Annotated in this window: 15 protein-coding genes; 13 read left to right on the forward strand and 2 right to left on the reverse strand. The window is 63.3% G+C overall.

The features are described 5' to 3' along the window. Positions 1 to 3 precede the first annotated feature (3 nt). The 4 genes from LAN64_15405 to LAN64_15420 all read left to right on the forward strand — a co-directional run bounded on the left by LAN64_15405 (position 4) and on the right by LAN64_15420 (position 5,422). Positions 4 to 2,469, forward strand: a complete 2,466-nt coding sequence (locus LAN64_15405; GenBank protein ID MBZ5569225.1) for a xanthine dehydrogenase family protein molybdopterin-binding subunit — start codon at positions 4 to 6, stop codon at positions 2,467 to 2,469. After that, complete coding sequence (locus LAN64_15410) at positions 2,466 to 3,320, forward strand: xanthine dehydrogenase family protein subunit M (protein ID MBZ5569226.1); 855 nt, start codon at positions 2,466 to 2,468, stop codon at positions 3,318 to 3,320. Before LAN64_15405 ends, LAN64_15410 begins: the two co-directional genes overlap by 4 nt. A gap of 87 nt (positions 3,321 to 3,407) precedes the next feature. Then, positions 3,408 to 3,866: a carbon monoxide dehydrogenase subunit G gene (locus LAN64_15415; GenBank protein MBZ5569227.1), complete on the forward strand. Its 459-nt coding sequence runs from the start codon at positions 3,408 to 3,410 to the stop codon at positions 3,864 to 3,866. Beyond that, positions 3,863 to 5,422, forward strand: a complete 1,560-nt coding sequence (locus tag LAN64_15420) for a benzoate-CoA ligase family protein (protein ID MBZ5569228.1) — start codon at positions 3,863 to 3,865, stop codon at positions 5,420 to 5,422. The genes LAN64_15415 and LAN64_15420 overlap by 4 nt, the downstream gene beginning before the upstream one ends. Before the next feature lie 51 nt (positions 5,423 to 5,473). On the opposite strand, the gene LAN64_15425 is transcribed toward LAN64_15420, so the two are convergent. Further along, entirely contained in the window at positions 5,474 to 6,679 is a 1,206-nt protein-coding gene (locus LAN64_15425; GenBank protein ID MBZ5569229.1) for an MFS transporter, read from the reverse strand. Between the two features lies 1 nt (position 6,680). Continuing rightward, positions 6,681 to 7,118, reverse strand: a complete 438-nt coding sequence (locus LAN64_15430) for a chromate resistance protein (GenBank protein ID MBZ5569230.1) — start codon at positions 7,116 to 7,118, stop codon at positions 6,681 to 6,683. Between the two features lie 80 nt (positions 7,119 to 7,198). On the opposite strand from LAN64_15430, the gene LAN64_15435 reads away from it, so the two are divergent. From LAN64_15435 to LAN64_15475, 9 genes are all read left to right on the forward strand, one after another. Then, positions 7,199 to 8,293: a potassium channel family protein gene (locus LAN64_15435; GenBank protein ID MBZ5569231.1), complete on the forward strand. Its 1,095-nt coding sequence runs from the start codon at positions 7,199 to 7,201 to the stop codon at positions 8,291 to 8,293. Positions 8,294 to 8,341: 48 nt separating this feature from the next. Beyond that, positions 8,342 to 9,079 (forward strand): ABC transporter ATP-binding protein, encoded by a 738-nt coding sequence (locus tag LAN64_15440; GenBank protein ID MBZ5569232.1) that lies wholly within the window; start codon positions 8,342 to 8,344, stop codon positions 9,077 to 9,079. Next, entirely contained in the window at positions 9,076 to 10,446 is a 1,371-nt protein-coding gene (locus LAN64_15445; GenBank protein MBZ5569233.1) for an ABC transporter permease, read from the forward strand. The genes LAN64_15440 and LAN64_15445 overlap by 4 nt, the downstream gene beginning before the upstream one ends. Before the next feature lie 89 nt (positions 10,447 to 10,535). Beyond that, positions 10,536 to 11,045: a hypothetical protein gene (locus tag LAN64_15450; protein ID MBZ5569234.1), complete on the forward strand. Its 510-nt coding sequence runs from the start codon at positions 10,536 to 10,538 to the stop codon at positions 11,043 to 11,045. Between the two features lie 526 nt (positions 11,046 to 11,571). Continuing rightward, positions 11,572 to 12,888 carry a PAS domain S-box protein gene (locus LAN64_15455; GenBank protein ID MBZ5569235.1) on the forward strand — a complete coding sequence of 439 codons (1,317 nt, stop codon included), beginning with the start codon at positions 11,572 to 11,574 and terminating at the stop codon, positions 12,886 to 12,888. Beyond that, entirely contained in the window at positions 12,885 to 14,321 is a 1,437-nt protein-coding gene (locus tag LAN64_15460; protein MBZ5569236.1) for a sigma-54 dependent transcriptional regulator, read from the forward strand. Before LAN64_15455 ends, LAN64_15460 begins: the two co-directional genes overlap by 4 nt. 221 nt (positions 14,322 to 14,542) lie before the next feature. Beyond that, positions 14,543 to 15,775 (forward strand): c-type cytochrome, encoded by a 1,233-nt coding sequence (locus LAN64_15465; protein MBZ5569237.1) that lies wholly within the window; start codon positions 14,543 to 14,545, stop codon positions 15,773 to 15,775. Then, positions 15,772 to 16,305: a cytochrome c family protein gene (locus LAN64_15470; protein MBZ5569238.1), complete on the forward strand. Its 534-nt coding sequence runs from the start codon at positions 15,772 to 15,774 to the stop codon at positions 16,303 to 16,305. Before LAN64_15465 ends, LAN64_15470 begins: the two co-directional genes overlap by 4 nt. Then, positions 16,289 to 16,541: cytochrome c (locus tag LAN64_15475; protein MBZ5569239.1), on the forward strand; the 253-nt coding region annotated here is incomplete at its 3' end. The genes LAN64_15470 and LAN64_15475, both read left to right, overlap by 17 nt.

The following is a 16,541-nucleotide window of genomic DNA, read 5'->3' on the forward strand; positions in this document are numbered from 1 at the left end:
GCCATGGCAACGAAATCCAAGTCGGGCGGCAAAGGCGCAAACGGGGGAAACGGCTTCGCCATACCCCATGGCCGCTGGGTCGGGCAGCGCCTCAAGCGCAAGGAAGACCCGCGCCTCATCCAGGGCCTGAGCCACTACGCCGGCGACCTTCGCCTGCCCGATCTTCTGCATTGTGTCTTCGTGCGCTCGCCACACGCAAATGCGCGCATTGTCTCGGTGGATGTCGAGGCGGCGCGCTCATCACCCGGCGTGGTGATGGCGGTCACCCACGCTGAGGTCGCCGCCATTGGCGGCGTCCCTTTCGCCGGCAGCCTGCCCGGATTGAAGGTCCCCCATCACTACGTGCTGGCCAAGGACCAGGTGCGCTACGTTGGCGAACCCGTGGTGGCCATCGTCGCGGAAAATCCCTACGCCGCGCGCGATGCCGCCGACCTGGTGAACATCGAATACGATTCGCTGCCCGCCGTCGTGGACATGGAACGGGCGCTGGCCCCCGGAAGCCCGCTTGTCCACGAGGAGTTTCACAGCAATCTGGCGTTCACGCACGTCATCAAGAACGGCGACCTTGCGCCGGCGTTTCAGCGCGCCGACCGCGTGGTCAAGCAGCGCCTCATCAACCAGCGCCTGGCGCCCATCGCCATCGAAACGCGCGGCGTGGTCGCTCAATATCTCCCCGGCGAAAAGCAGCTCACGGTGTGGTCGTCCACGCAGATTCCGCACCTGGTGCGCACCCAGATTTCACTGATGCTCGGTTTGCCGGAAACCTCGGTGCGCGTGATCACTCCCGAAGTCGGCGGCGGTTTCGGCAGCAAGCTCAATGTGTACGGTGAGGAAGCGGTCGTCCCGTGGCTCGCGATGAAGCTCAACCGGCCGGTGAAGTGGACGGAAACGCGCCGCGAAAATATCGCTGCCACCATCCACGGCCGCGATCAGATCAACGACGTCGAACTCGCGCTGAAGAAGAATGGCACGATCCTCGGCATGCGCACCCGCGTGCTCGCCGACCTCGGCGCCTACTACCAGTTGCTGACGCCGATCATCGCCACGCTCACCGGCCTGATGAGCACCGGCTGCTACAAAATTCCGGCCATCGAGTTCGAAGTGCTCGGCGTTTTCACCAACAAGATGTCCACCGACGCCTACCGCGGCGCCGGACGTCCGGAAGCCACCTACCTCATCGAGCGCATTGTTGACATCGCCGCGCGCGAATTGAACATGGACCCCGTGGAAATCCGCCGCCGCAACTTCCCCAAACCGGCGGAGTTTCCGTACAGCGCCGCCACCGGCGTGATCTACGACTCCGGTAATTACCAGGGCAGCCTCAAGCGCGCCCTTGATCTCGCCGGCTACGACAAGCTGCGCGCCCGCCAGAAAACCGGCCGGAAGCAGGGCAAATACTACGGCATCGGACTTTCCACCTACGTCGAAATCTGCGCCATGGGTCCGTCGGCCGCCATGCCCGCCGGCGGATGGGAGAGCGGAACCGTGCGCATTGAGCCAACCGGCACAGTCACCGCGCTGACCGGGGCGTCGCCGCACGGCCAGGGTCAGGAAACCACCTTCGCGCAGATGATCGCCGACATGCTCGGCCTCTCGCCAGCGGACATCAACGTCGTGCACGGCGACACCGCCGTCGTTCCCTACGGCATCGGGACCTTCGGCAGCCGCGGCACTGCGGTCGGAGGCTCCGCCTTGTTCGTCGCCACCGAGAAGCTCAGGAAGAAGATGGCGGCGATCGCGGCCCACCTGCTGGGCGGCAAGCCCGAGCAGATGGAATTCCGCGACGCACGCATCGGCGCCAAGGGCAGCAAGAAGTCGCTCGCGTTCGGCGAAGTGGTGGGCGCCGCCTACGCTGCCAAGAGCCTGCCCGCCGGCGTCGAGCCCGGCCTGGAAGCGACGCACTTCTTCGAGCCCTCGAATTTCACCTTTCCTTTTGGCGCGCACGTCATCTCATGCGAGGTGGACATTGAGACCGGCGAGATCAAGTTCGACAAGTACATCGCCGTGGACGACTGCGGCAACGTCATCAATCCCATGCTGGTCGAAGGCCAGGTGCACGGCGGCATCGTGCAGGGCATGGCGCAGGCGCTGTACGAAGAAGTCATCTACAACAGCGACGGCCAACTCGTCACCGGCACGTTGATGGATTACGCACTGCCCCGCGCGCCCGATATTCCCGAGCTCACCCTGGAGCGCACCTGCACGCCGTCGCCGGTGAATCCCATGGGCGTGAAGGGCGTCGGTGAAGCGGGCACTATCGGCTGCACGCCCGCGGTGGTCAACGCGGTGTGCGACGCGCTTGCGCCGCTTGGCATCCGCCACCTCGACATGCCGCTCAAGCCCGAGCGCATCTGGCGCGCGGTGCACGACGCACACATCCGGCCCAGTCACAGCGAGGCCAAAGCGACGGCCGTTCTCACCGCCGCCGGCGCCGCGAAAAGCGTGAAGAAACCCGTGAGGCGCGCATGATCCCCACCGAATTCGAGTACGAATCTCCGAGCGAATTAAGCGAAGTGCTGGCGCTGCTCGCCTCGCGTGAAGATGCCAAACTGCTCGCCGGCGGGCACAGCCTGCTGCCCGCGATGAAATTGCGCCTCTCCTCGCCCGCTGTCTTGGTGGACCTGTCGCGCGTTGCCGGTCTCAGCTACATCCGCGAGGTTGGAGACACCGTGCACATCGGCGCCATGACCACGCATGCGGAGGTCGCGACATCGCCGCTCATGCACAAAGTCTCTCCGCTCCTTTCGCAGACCGCACGGGAAATTGGCGATGTGCAGGTGCGCAACCGCGGCACCATCGGCGGCAGCCTGGCGCACGCCGATCCGTCGGCGGATTATCCAGCGCCGATTCTTGCCCTCGACGCCGACATCGTCGCCATGAGCACTCGCGGCGAGCGGATTATCCCCGCGCGCGATTTCTTTACCGGGCTCTTCAGCACCAGCCTGGCCTCCGATGAGGTCATCACCGAAGTGCGCGTGCCCGTGACCGAACCGGCGGCGGCGACCGCGTACAAGAAATTCGCGCATCCCGCCTCGGGCATGGCGGTGGTGGGAGTCGCGGTGGTGGTGAAAGCGCGCGGCGCGACCATCGAGAGCGCAGCCATCGGCATCACCGGCGTTGCGCAGTTCGCATATCGCGCCAACGCTGTGGAGAAGAACCTGCGCGGCAAGCCGGCCGGCGCGATCGCCGCCGCGTGCGAGTTCGTCACCGACGGCGTCGAAGTCCTGGGCGATCACTTCGCTTCAGGCGAATACCGCGGCCATCTGGCTCGCGTCTACACCCGTCGCGCGGTGCAGCAATGCATTGCGAGTCGGAAGTAGTAACTGAGGCATCCAAAGTGAATCGGGAAGGGCACGGCTTCATCCGTGCCTGAAAGCGTTCCTTCTCGCAACCCGATACTGAAACCGATGAAGTTTCAAGGCACCTACACCATCGCCGCTCCGCTCGACGCCGTCTGGCGCAACCTAATGAATCCGGCGGTCCTACAACGCGTCATGCCCGGCTGCCAGAAGCTGGAAGAAAAGGTACCCAACCAGTACCGGGCCATACTGAAAACGGGGGTCGGGCCGGTGAAGGGCACTTTTCACGGCGACGTCACCATCTCCGACATCGTCCCCGAGAAAAGTTACACTCTGACCTCGCGCGCCAGCTCCACCGCGGGCTTCGTCGAGGGCGTTGGCCGCCTCGAACTCGAATCGGCCGGCGCCGAAACCATCGTGCGCTTCAGCGGCGAAGCCATGGTTGGCGGCATGTTGGCGTCCGTCGGCGGGCGCTTGGTCGAAGCCGCCGCGCAGAAGAATGTTCGCGACACCTTCGCCAACCTGGCGCGTGAGCTCAATTCCGCCGCCTCGGCGCGTCCTGCATGACGTTCTCTGTTCCCGACCGCTTCAACGCCGCCGCTTACTTCATCGATCCGCACCTTCGCGAACGTTCCGACAAAATTGCCATTGAATGCGGCGACGAGCGCGTCACCTACCGCGAGTTGGTGGCGCGCGTGAATCGCCTCGGCAATGCCCTGCGCCGCGCGCTCGGCGTGCGGGTAGAAGAGCGCGTCCTCCTTCTGCTGCTCGACACCCCGGATTTCGCTGCCTGCTTCTTCGGCGCCATCAAGATCGGCGCTGTGCCCGCGCCCGTAAACACGTTCCTCAAGCCCGCCGAATACGAGTACCTGCTCAATGACAGCCGCGCGCGGGTGGCAATCGTCAGCGAGGCGTTGTTGCCGCTGTTGGCGGCGATACCACGCCATCGTCTGCCATCCCTTGAGCACGTGGTTGTGGTCGGCGGTCCGATTCACGGCGCGCATTCGTTTTCCGAACTGATAAGCGCCGAGCCTGCCGAACTCGATCCTGCGCCCACCCACCTGCATGACCCCGCCTTCTGGCTCTACTCCTCCGGCAGCACCGGTTTCCCCAAAGGCTGCGTTCATTTGCAGCACGACATGGTGGTCACCTCGGAGCTGTACGCGAAACAAATTCTCCAAGTCGGCGAGCACGACCGTTTCTTCAGCGTCGCCAAACTATTTTTTGCCTACGGACTCGGCAACGGGCTGTACTTTCCCCTCGCTGTTGGCGGCGCCAGCATCCTGCTGCCCGGTCCGGCGCAACCGGCAAGTGTCTTCGACATCATCGAGCGCCACCGCCCGACGTTGTTTTTCTCTGTCCCATCAAGCTATGCCGCACTGCTGGCGCACAGGCGTGACGGCTGCGACTTCGATCTCTCCAGCATCCGTAACGCCATCTCTGCCGGCGAGGCGCTGCCCGCCGCCATCTTCCAGCGCTTCGAGTCCCGGTTCGGCGTCGAAATTCTCGACGCCATCGGCTCCACCGAAGCGTTGCACATGTTCATCGCCAACCGCCCCGGCGCCGCGCATCCCGGCTCCAGCGGCCAGGTCATTCCCGGCATGGACGCCAGAATTGTGGACGAGGGCGGCCGCGCAGTTTCCACCGGCGAAGTGGGTAACCTATATATAAGGAGCGACGCCGTGTGCTCCTGTTACTGGAACCAGCACGAGAAAACCAAGGACGCCATCGACGGCCACTGGCTGCGCACCGGCGACAAGTATCGCCAGGATGCCGACGGCTACTTCTGGTACGCCGGGCGCACCGACGATATGCTCAAGGTCAGCGGCGTTTGGGTCAGCCCCGCGGAGATCGAAAGCACGCTCGTCGAACATCCCGCGGTGCAGGAAGCCGCCGTCGTCGGCCGTAAGGATCAAGATGAACTGGTGAAGCCGGCGGCCTATGTCGTCCTGCACGCCGGCCACGTGCCCGCGCCCGACCTCGCGCAGCAACTGCAGGAATTCGTCGCCACACGTCTCGCCGCCTACAAGCGCCCGCGCTGGGTGGAATTTCTCCCCGAACTCCCCAAGACCGCCACCGGAAAAATCCAGCGCTTCAAGTTGAGATGTCCAGCGGGCGTTTGACCAGCTACCAACCCCGAGCTATCAACTACCAACTGCCAACTACCAATTCAACTACCGTTCTTCCGGTGGCTTCACCTTGCGGAAAGCGCGATACAGCAGCAAGTCGTACAAGATCTTGATTGACCCGCCCGCGACCAGCGGCGCCGAAAACGCCACGTTTTGCATGAACATTCCCGCCGCCGACGATCCCGCCGCCCACATCAAATTCCGCGTCAAGTTCGTGACCCCGCTGGCGAAAGTGCGCTCGTGCGGCTCCACTACGGCGGCGACATAGGATTGCCGTGACGGCACGTCCATCTCCACCAGCGCCTCGCGCAGGAAAAACAGTGCCGTGGCCAAGTGAAAACTCGGCGCGAGCGGCACCAGCACCAGGAAAACGCTCGACGGCAAGTGCGTGAACACCATCGTGTTCAGCAATCCGATGCGTTGCGCCAGCCACGCCGCGCCCAAGTGGGACAGCGCGTTCAGCACGTGCACCACGCCGAATACCATGCCCAGAACCTGCACGGAAACGCCGAAACGCTGGAAAAACCAGTAGGCCACCAGCGCGTCAGTTAGGAATCCTCCGCCGAAGCTGTCAATGGCGAATAGCGCCGCCAGATTGCGTACGATGCGGCGCGTGCGCGGCGACACCGGCGGCCTTTCCTCGTGCGGTCTGGCGGCCTCCACGCGCTCCGAAAGAAACGCATACAGCACCGCCGCGATCAGGTTCGCAGCCGCGAATCCGGCAAACACCAGACGGTAGGCATCGCCAACCGCGATTCCCATGCGCGCGTGAACCAAGGCGGGCGCGCCCGCCGCCACCGCGCCGATCGCGCCACTGCCATCGAGAACTACGTTGTACCAGGAGAGCGCCCAGGTCCGCGACTTCGCCGTCGTCAGCCCCGGAATCACCGCCTGCTCGAGTGCGAAGGCGGCGCTGCGATCGGTGCCGGTGCCGTTGATCATGCCCAGCACCGCCAGCGGAATCAGGATCGGCGTGCGCGTGGTTAGCGCCAGCGCCATGCCGCCGAGCGCAGTCAAAACCGCGAGTGCGGCCAGCATTCGCCGCCGCCCCAGACGATCGCCTTTCCAGCTCATCAGCGCCGTCGCCGCGGTCGTTCCGATCAGCCCGGCGGCGATCGCCACGCCGATGCTCGACGGCGACAATCCCGCGCGCGCCAGGTACACGCCCAGCAGTACGCCCATCATGCCCACGCCGGCGGAGCGCAGAAACGCCGCGGCATAGATCAGCGGCAGGTCGCGGCGGTCGTTCATGTCACCGTTCTCGCAGTTGCGCGTAGCAGTACAGTGCGTCATACACCGGGAATTGCCGCGCCAAGCGCTCTTCGTCTGAAATACCCAGCGCCGCGAATCCCTCGGCGATGGCGCGCAGGCCGAAACCTTCCGGCGCCACCGGCTCCTGCCCTTTGACGTCCGCGGCGCGCACGATCAGTGCCAGTCGCTGCAGCGGCGGATCCTGCAAGTTGTAGTCTTCGATGATCGCCTCGAACGAGCAGCGCTCGCCCCGATGATTGAGTTTTACCGCCGCCAGCTTCGGTGCGTCGAACGGCGTCGCCTGTTCGCGTGCTGCCACCTCCAGCAGTTGCCCTTCCTCCACAAACATAAACTCGGCTTCACGATCCACGAACCGCCGGATCAGCCACGGGCATGCGACGCGGTCCACCTTGATGTTCCTGCGAGTGATCCACTTCACGAGCCACCTCCGCCAATCGAGTTCCAATCATCATTCGATCCGTCTTGGCGCACTGCCGCTGCAACAATTACCATGACGGGATGGATGTGGCCGCGGCGATTGCGGGGGTGCTGGTCGTTGCCGGAGTCTTGCTCGAAGCGTTTGAAACGGTGGTGCTGCCGCGTCGCGTTACCCGCCGCTTTCGACTCACGCGAGGCTTTTACCGCTACACCTGGCGGCCCTGGGCCGCCGTCGCGCGGCATATCCGAAGACTTCGCCGCCGCGAAAGTTTTCTCGCACTGTATGGTCCCATGTCCCTGATCCTGCTGCTGGCCTTGTGGGCCGTCGGCCTGGTCCTCGGCTTTGCGCTGTTGCAATGGGCCGCCGGTTCCACCGTCGAGGGCGGCGGCAATTCACGCACCTTTGCCACCGATCTCTACTTCAGCGGGACTACGCTGTTCACGCTCGGCTTGGGCGACGTAACTCCGCGCGCCGCGATTTCACGTGTACTCACCGTCATCGAGAGTGGCATGGGCCTCGGCTTTCTCGCCTTGGTCCTCAGCTACCTGCCGGTGGTCTACCAATCTTTCTCGCGCCGCGAAGTGAATGTCTCGCTGCTTGACGGACGCGCCGGGACGCCGCCAACAGCTGCCGAGCTGGTGCGCCGCAATATCGATCCCCAGGACGGAAACCTGCGCGAAATCCTGCACGAGTGGGAACACTCCGCCGCCGAAATGCTGGAGAGCCACATCTCCTATCCCGTGCTCGGATACTTCCGCTCGCAGCACGACAACCAGTCGTGGGTTGCCGCGCTCACCGCCGTCCTTGATGCGTCCGCGCTCTGCCAGTCCATTGACGGCGCACCCGCGCGCCAGGCGCAGCTCACCTTTGCCATGGCCAGGCACGCCATCGTGGACCTGGCGCAGGTCTTCAACACTCCGCCGCGAGATCCGCCGCAGCCGCGCCTGACACCCGAATCCCTTCAGCAACTCCGTCAACAGTTGGCCGAGGGCGGCATCCAGTTGCTCGCCACCGCCGACGCGGAACAAAGGCTCGCCAAACTGCGTAGCATGTATGAGCCCTACATTGCGGCCCTGGCCGAGTATTTCCTGGTGCAGTTGCCGCCGTGGTTTCGCCCGCCGGAGGCACATGACAACTGGCGCACCAGCCGCTGGGGCGGGCAGCACACGATTTGAAGCCGGGTGGCCGGTAACTGACAAACTGCAAGGACTGACAAACTGAACATGCCTTCACTCAACACAGCCGCCGTTTCCGCCCGCGATGTAACCCGCGAGTACCGCATGGGAAACGCGCTCATCCGCGCCGTGAGCGGCATCACGCTGGATATCGCCAACGGCGAATTCGTCGCGCTGCTCGGCGCCTCGGGCTCGGGAAAATCCACGCTGCTGAACTTGATAGCCGGGCTTGATCGCCCGACTTCCGGCTCCATGGCCGTCAACGGCCGCGAGCTGGCACAGATGTCGGCGGAAGAGCTGGCACGCTACCGCCGTCACACCGTCGGCATGGTCTTCCAGGCGTTCAACCTGATTCCGACCATGACACTGCTGGAAAACGTCGCATTGCCCATGCGCTTCGCCGAGGTGGATCGTGGCGAGCGCGCCGCGCGTGCTCAACAAGCCTTGGAACGCGTGGGATTATCGGCGCGCGTCACGCATCGTCCGGTAGAGCTTTCCGGCGGCGAGCAGCAGCGCGCCTCCATCGCCCGCGCGCTCGTCAACCGCCCGTCGCTGCTGCTGGCCGACGAGCCAACCGGCAATCTCGACAGCCGCACCGGCGAGGAGATCATGAACTACCTGCGCGAATGCCATGACTCGCAGGGTCTGACCGTCCTGCTGGTCACACACGAGCGCCCGCTCGCCGACCGCTACGCGCAGCGCGTGCTCACGCTCGCCGATGGTGGTCTCGTGGACGACACGCGCGTGCCCGCAACTGCCGCACAGGTTCAGCGGGGCGAGCGATGAAAGCCCACGACGTCGTCGAGCTGGCGGCGCGCAACCTGCGCGAGTCCGTGCTGCGCAATTCGCTCACCACGATTGGCATCGCGGTGGGCGTGGCCTCGCTTGTCGCCATGCTCTCGCTCGGCATCGGGCTTCAGCAGCTCGCCAATCGGCGGCTCACGCGCTCCGGGCTGTTCAACACCGTCATCGTCATGCCGCGCGATTTGGACCGCGGGCCGTCGCGCCGCGCCCAGACGAACGCGCCCGCGCGCCCGCTCGATGACGCCGCGATCTCCGACATCCGGCGCGTGGCGCACGTCGCAGAAGTCACGCCCGAAATGCGCTTCATGGCCGAAGCGCGCTACGGCGACAAGAGCAGGTTCATCATGGTCGCCGCGCTTCCGCCGTCGGCTCGCGATCGCGAAGCCTTCGACGGCATGACCGGCAAGTTCTTCTCTTCGCCGGATTCGGAGGAAGTGATTCTCGAATCCGAGTTTGCCAAGGAGCTGGCGCCCGATCCCAAATCGCTCCTCGGCAAGGACATAGTGCTGCAATACGCCGCGCGCGGAGGCACGCCGAATACCGCAAGTTCGGCCACGCCGCAGAACAGCGACAACGAGGAAGCGAGCACCGTCGGCGAGCTGATCGCTTCGGGATTCTCCGTCACGCGCCGCGAGATGGCGCTGCGCGTGGTCGGCATCACCGAGCACGAGCCGACTGTGGGTTTCGGCGGCATGGGGCGCTCGCGCGTGTTTGTGCCGACCGCGGTAGCTGCGAAGATGAACGTCATGCTCGGCAGCGACCTGCGCGAGATGGTGCGCACCTCCTATCGCGGGCGCGCGTACATGGCGCTCTCCGTGCGGATTGATACGCCGTCGCAGGTGCAGCCCGCGGAAGACGCCATCAAGAACATGGGCTTCTCCACCTTCTCGCTGCTGGACGCCACGCGCAGCCTGCGCCGCTTCTTCACCATCCTCGACATGTTCCTTGGCATCTTCGGCAGCTTAGCGCTGGCGGTAGCGCTGCTCGGGATCGTGAACACGCTGGTCATGGCAATCCTGGAACGCCGGCGCGAGATCGGCATCATGAAAGCCATTGGCGCGGGCGACGCGGATATCAAAATGCTTTTCTTCGCCGAGGCCGGCGTCATGGGGTTCTGTGGCGGCTTGGTCGGCGTGACCCTCGGCTGGGCCATCGGGCGCGCCATCAATATCGGCACCAACATCTACCTCAAGCGCATGGACATGACGCCCGAGACGTTTTGGCTGGTGCCGTGGTGGCTGGTGGCGGCGGCGCTGGCGTTCGCTGTGATCGTAAGCCTTGGCTCGGGTCTCTATCCCGCGTCGCGAGCCGCGAAGCTCGATCCGGTGCAGGCGCTGCGCTACGAATAACTGTTAACCACTGGTCGCCACGGATGCGCACGGGTCGCAATTTCGAGAAAAATGCGTCTTTGCGCTCCACCAACGAATCTCATGACGTGATGCGACTCTCACGACTGACCGTTGCGATCTTTGTCCTTTCGTTGTTGGCGTCTGCCCAAGAGGCGGAGCATGTCCACAACCACGATGCCCACCATCACGACGCCGTGAACGCGCGCGGCGAGAAAGCCATGGGCTTCTCCCAAACCGCGACCACGCACCATTTCATCCTCCAGTCCGAGGGCGGCTACATCCAGGTGCAGGCCAACGATGCGAAAGATACCGAGGACCGCGATCACATCCGCATGCACTTGCAGATGCAGGCGAAGCGGTTTGGCGCCGGCGACTTCAGCAATTCCGAAATGACTCATGCTCGTGTTTTACCGGGCACGCCGCAGATGCAGACGCTCAAATCGGCGATCACCTATAAGTACGAGGAGATCGAGCGCGGCGCCAGATTGCGCATCAGCAGCAAGGATCCGGCAGCCATTGCGGCGATCCACGAGTTCCTGAAATTCCAGATCGAGGACCATCAAACAGGCGATCCAACGGCAGTGAAGAAGGAAGAGTGATTTTACCTTTTAGTAAACTCTTGGACGGTATATACCCCCTCCCCCCTGTGTCCACGCAGAATCAGTAACTTGCGCACGGCATACCGTCGAAATCGCACGGTAACCGACGGTAACCGTCGGCTTGGCCGGTAGCTGGTTGGCGCGACCTCGTTTTGTTGTCAAAGATCTAAACAAGCGGTCATAAAACACAACCACCTACGCGCCTGGGCACGCAGATTCAGAGTAGCGAGTGTCAGGGGATTTGTCGGTGACATGGGCGGAAAAATTTGCAGGCAAATTCCGGTTTTGGAACAGGAATGGCGAGGATTGAATCGTGGCATGACTGAGAGGGGCGCGCTGGAGAATCAGTTGCCTGCGCGAAGATGCCGGCAGGATGTCAGAAAATGCCCAATGTGTCAGGAAATAAGACATGAAGAAGATGCCCGGTGCTGCGCCTCACATCAGGCTGTGACGGCTATCACTGACCCGTGAGACATGTTCGCGGTTCCATGCGGCACACGCCCCTCATGGCGTGGGAGAAGGCCCGATGGGCCGTCCTACCCGGCAGCGTAACTGGTTCTGGGTGACGCTGACGCTCTCCAGCATCACGGTCGTCGCGCTCGTACTGGCGGTGTGGGAACTGCTCGAGAACCGTTTCTTTCGCAATCTCGACTACGTTACGCTGCACTACCTGTACATCAGCCGTGGCATCGCGGTCTCTCTGATCCTGGCGTTCTGGGCCGCGTGGTTCGTGCTTCGGGAGCGGAAGGAGAAAGAAGAACATTTACGACGCTCAAGCGAGCGCTATCGCGCCATCCTCGATGGCTCGCCCAGCGCCATCCTGCTGTTGGACAGTGCGTTGCGGATATCGGAATGCAATGCGGCTGCGGAACGGCTGTATGGCTACTCCAAGAACGAACTGCTTGGCGAAGTGCTGCCGACCGTACCCGAAGATCGCAAGGCAGAGTTGGCGGCGTTGCTGCGGCAGGTAGAGAACGGCCAGCCCGTGCTCGACGTCGAGACGCAGCGGCAGACCAAGAACGGCAGCCCGCTCGAAGTGCAAGTCAGCCTGCTGCCGTTCCGCGAACGCGCCGACGAAAAATACTTTCTCGAGATCACCGACGATATTCGCGAACGCGTGCGACTTCGCCAAACGCTGCTGCAGATCGAGAAACTCACGACCATGGGTCAGATGGCGGCCGGTACGGCCCATCATCTGAATACGCCTTTGGCGGCCATGCTGCTCCGCATGCGAATGATGCGGGAGGGCAAGTTCGAAGGCGATCTGAATGCGGACCTGGAGCGGCTGGAAAACAGTATGGTGTTTTGCCAGCACTTCGTCCAGCAACTGCTGCGCTTCAGCCGCTGTTCGCCGTGGCAAAAGCAGCCGGAATCCATGGCGGCGACGCTGCGGGCGGTAGCGAGTTTTCTGTCGCCGCAACTAATGGCCAAGCGGGTCCGGCTGACGCTGGACGTCGACGGCGTGGACGGCACGCGCGTGCTGGCGGACCGCAATCAATTGGAAGCGCTTTTCCTGATCCTGCTGAGCAATGCAGCGGACGCGGTTGGTCCCGAGGGTACAATTCGGATGACTTGCGCACGGTCCGCGCACGATTCGGTCGAGGTGCGGGTCGCGGACGATGGATGCGGTATCGATCCCGAAGTTCTGCCGCACATCTTCGAACCGTTTTTTACGACCAAAGCTCCGGGCGTTGGTACCGGCCTGGGATTGGCGATCGCCAGCAACGTCCTGCAGGCTCACGGAGGTACGGTGCGCCTCGATAGCGTCCCGCGCCAGGGGACCACGGCCATCGTGAATTTGCCGGTTTACAGCGAAACGACAGGATCGGGAGCTAGCGCATGAAACATTGCATCGGCAAACAGGGCAAGATTCTCGTGGTTGACGATGACGCCAGCCTGGCGCATACGTTGCGCCACTTCCTGGAGCAGGAAGGATACTCGGTGGAGGTGGCGCTTTCGGCGGCCGAAGCGTTGGAACTGCAGCAGACGGCGCGCGATCTTTGCCTGGCGCTGGTGGACCTGTTAATGCCGGTCAGCGACGGTTTGACGCTGATGGAGCGATTGCGCGAGCACGATCCCGACCTGGCCGTGATCATCATGACCGGTTTCGCGACCATTGAGACGGCCGTCGAGTCGGTGAAGCGCGGCGCAGAGGACTACATTACCAAGCCGTTGGACCCGGATGCGGTGCGGAAAAAAGTCGGGCGGCTAATGGAGACGATGCAGTTGCGGACCCGTGTGGCGGAGCTCGAGGCCAACCTGTACGAGCGCCCCACACCCTTTGAATCGCTGGTGTTCGTCTCCCCGATGATGCAGCGCGTGGTCGAAGTGGCGCGTACGGCGGCGCAATCCGACGCGTCGGTGCTGCTGCTGGGCGAAACTGGCACGGGCAAAGAGATGGTGGCACGAGCTATCCACGGGGCAAGCAAGCGCGCATCGTCGCCGTTCGTCGCCATTAATTGCGGCGCGCTGCCAAGGGATCTGGTGGAGAGCGAGCTGTTCGGTTTCCGGCGTGGCGCATTTACGGGCGCCTACGCCGATGCCCCCGGCCTGTTCGTCAGCGGCAATCGCGGCACGGTATTCCTCGACGAAGTAGGCGAGATGCCGAAGGATGCACAGGTGAAGATGCTTCGCGTGCTGCAGGAAAAGGAATTGCGTCCGGTGGGCAGCACAAAGTCCGTCCCGGTGGATGTCCGGATCATCGCCGCGACCAACCGGCCGGTCGGAGAACTGCGGTCGGAGTGTCTGCGCGAAGATCTGTATTTTCGGATCGCAACCGTTGTCATCGAGATACCGCCGTTGCGCGACCGGCCGGAGGACACGCTGGTGTTGGCACAACACTTCGCACGGCGGCTGTCGGAACGGTATGACCGCGACATCGTGCTGGGCCGTAGCGCCATGGAGTTGCTGCTGGAGCAATCCTTCTCCGGGAATGTACGCGAACTGGAAAACCTTCTGGAGGCGGTTACAGCGGTGTCGCGCGACGACCCGCAGCGAGTTACCGACAAGGATCTCGCGCGGCTGCTTCGTTCGTCCGCGGTTCCGGAGTCGCGCGCTCGCGGGGTAGACCAGCCGCTCGGCCTGGAACAACTGGAGCGCATGGCCATCCAGCGGGCGATACGGATTACTCACGGCAATCGGCGCAAGGCGGCGTCGCTGCTGGGCATTTCGCGCGATACGTTGTATCGCAAACTGCGCGAGATGGAACCCGAAATCGACGAAAACGCTTTCAAGAGCACCAAATCGCCAAGTGTACGAGAAGCGGACACACATTAAGAGGCTACCCCGCGACTTCTCCCGATACCCTCATCGAAATTTTCTGACGTGCCCGCTCGTGTGCCGCTGTCGCGGGCACACTTTGCGCCCGTATCTAGCTGCGTTACCGGGTAGTTGTCAGAAGGTGGCAACGCGCCAGGTGCACTGGTCTGTCTGCGGCCGGCATGCGCCCTGGCGGTTGGCCATGAAACTGCACCTGCTAATGCGGAGTGTGGACCGTCATGACGATAAACCTTCGGCGGCGACCGGCGGTCTGGCTGGCAGCGGCGGTGATTGCACTGGCTCTCCTGGCAAGCGTGGTGGCGTGGCAACGGGAGCATGTGCCGCAGCGCAGTGTCAGTTTTCTTTCGGGCGATCCGGTAGCGGGCGGCATGTTGTTTCAATCGAAGCGCTGCTCGCATTGTCATGCGATCAACGGATCGGGTGGAAAGCTTGCACCGGACCTCGGCTCCGGACGCAATACATCGCGGGCGAACCTGGGCCAGTTGGTCACGACCATGTGGAACCACGCGCCGGAGATGTGGAAGCGGATGCAGCAGGAAAACCTGCGCGCTTCGCCCATGACCCAATCCGAGGTCAGCGACCTGTTCGCGTATCTCTACCTGGCGCGCTACATGGACGAGCCTGGTGATGCGCTCAAAGGTCGGCGGCTTTTTGAAACCAAGGGATGCATTCGGTGCCACGCCATACGCGGTGAAGGCGGCAGAGTCGGTCCGGATCTGGCGAGTATCACCGGGGTCGATACTCCGATTCAATGGACACAGACGCTGTGGAACCACGCTCCATCGATGGAAAAGCAGTTTTCCCCAACGGGCATGTCCTGGCCGCGATTCGACAAATCGGAAATGAGCGACTTGCTGGCGTACGTGCGCGAAGTCTCGACATCGCCCCGCACGGAATTCCGATTGCTGCCCGCCGATCCTGTGCGTGGCTGGCAACTCTTCAAGACCAAATCCTGCATTGAATGCCACGCGGTGCAGGGCCAGGGCGGACATGTCGGTCCTGACCTCGGTGTCGGACGGCAGGCGCCGATGACGATGGTGGAATTCGCGGGAGCGATGTGGAACCACTCTCCGCAGATGTACCGTGAAATGAACAGCCGTGGCATTCAGCGGCCGACGTTCAACGGGCAAGAGATGGCGGACCTGATGGCGTTCTTCAACAGCCTCCGCTACTTCGAACCGAATGGTTCGACGGAGGCGGGACGCGGGGTTTTCGCCGCGCGCGGCTGCAGCCGATGTCATGGAGCGAACGGACAGGGAACTTCGCTTGGACCAGGGCTGCGCGGCCAGCGAGTGAACTCGGTTTCGCTGGCGACGGCGCTGTGGCGGCACGGGCCGGAAATGTACCGGCGAACTCAGAGCCTCGGAATCGCGTGGCCCAAGTTGAATGAAAACGATCTCGGCGACCTGTTCGCGTTTCTGAATTCGCCTGCCGAGGAGGGCCGCCGGTGAAGCTGCTGGGTTCGCTATCGCTGCTGAGCCATATCCCGTACGCAGCGGGAGGCTTTGTCCTGTTCTTCGTCCTGGGTGGAGCGGGCTTCGTTGGTTTACAACACGCGGCGACGCGCAAACAGCCGATCGCGTTTAACCACGCCAAGCACGTCAGCAACGGCGTGGCCTGCGCGGACTGCCACGCCGGTGTGCAAACGCAGGCGAAGGCGACTCTCCCATCGGTTGACGTTTGCATCGGTTGCCACCAGGTAGCACTGACCTCCAGCGCGGAGGAAGAACGGATTCGTACCGTCGCGGCGGCCGGCCAGGAGTTGAACTGGGTGCCGTTGACGCAAACGGCTCCGTACGTTTTCTTCTCTCACCGCCGACATGTCGCGGTAGCACACCTGCCGTGCGCCGAATGTCACGGCCCCATGGAACAAGCAACCAGGCCGCCGGAGCGCCCGTTTCGCGTCTTCAATATGGCGGCCTGTATCAGTTGTCACCAGCAGAATCGAGTTAATGCGGACTGCAATGATTGCCATCGTTAAAGGCCGATCGTCGTGTGTGTTCCTGCTTGCCGCCGTGGCGGCGGTGGCCGTTGCCTGCGTCCTGGTTGTTGTTCCGTTGAGGGCGCAGGGCGGAGGCGGAAATTTCATTCCGGGCGATCCGAAGGCGGGCATGCGCAGCTTTTTCGATAAGGGCTGCGCGCGCTGCCACTCGGCGCTGGGCGAGGGAGGCCACAGCGCTCCTGACCTGGCGCGCGCTCCGGCGGGACATCTCAGCT

It is taken from the genome of Terriglobia bacterium (assembly GCA_020073185.1).
Classification (GTDB): Bacteria; Acidobacteriota; Terriglobia; order Terriglobales; family Acidobacteriaceae; genus JAIQGF01.

What these genes read in the sequence shown, in the direction of transcription:
- LAN64_15460 (MBZ5569236.1), top strand. Translation starts at nt 12,885, where the DNA reads ATGAAACATTGCATCGGCAAACAGGGCAAGATTCTCGTGGTTGACGAT.
- LAN64_15465 (MBZ5569237.1), top strand. Translation starts at nt 14,543, where the DNA reads ATGACGATAAACCTTCGGCGGCGACCGGCGGTCTGGCTGGCAGCGGCG.
- LAN64_15410 (MBZ5569226.1), top strand. Translation starts at nt 2,466, where the DNA reads ATGATCCCCACCGAATTCGAGTACGAATCTCCGAGCGAATTAAGCGAA.
- LAN64_15455 (MBZ5569235.1), top strand. Translation starts at nt 11,572, where the DNA reads ATGGGCCGTCCTACCCGGCAGCGTAACTGGTTCTGGGTGACGCTGACG.
- LAN64_15425 (MBZ5569229.1), bottom strand. Translation starts at nt 6,679, where the DNA reads ATGAACGACCGCCGCGACCTGCCGCTGATCTATGCCGCGGCGTTTCTG.
- LAN64_15420 (MBZ5569228.1), top strand. Translation starts at nt 3,863, where the DNA reads ATGACGTTCTCTGTTCCCGACCGCTTCAACGCCGCCGCTTACTTCATC.
- LAN64_15405 (MBZ5569225.1), top strand. Translation starts at nt 4, where the DNA reads ATGGCAACGAAATCCAAGTCGGGCGGCAAAGGCGCAAACGGGGGAAAC.
- LAN64_15450 (MBZ5569234.1), top strand. Translation starts at nt 10,536, where the DNA reads ATGCGACTCTCACGACTGACCGTTGCGATCTTTGTCCTTTCGTTGTTG.
- LAN64_15440 (MBZ5569232.1), top strand. Translation starts at nt 8,342, where the DNA reads ATGCCTTCACTCAACACAGCCGCCGTTTCCGCCCGCGATGTAACCCGC.
- LAN64_15445 (MBZ5569233.1), top strand. Translation starts at nt 9,076, where the DNA reads ATGAAAGCCCACGACGTCGTCGAGCTGGCGGCGCGCAACCTGCGCGAG.
- LAN64_15435 (MBZ5569231.1), top strand. Translation starts at nt 7,199, where the DNA reads ATGGATGTGGCCGCGGCGATTGCGGGGGTGCTGGTCGTTGCCGGAGTC.
- LAN64_15415 (MBZ5569227.1), top strand. Translation starts at nt 3,408, where the DNA reads ATGAAGTTTCAAGGCACCTACACCATCGCCGCTCCGCTCGACGCCGTC.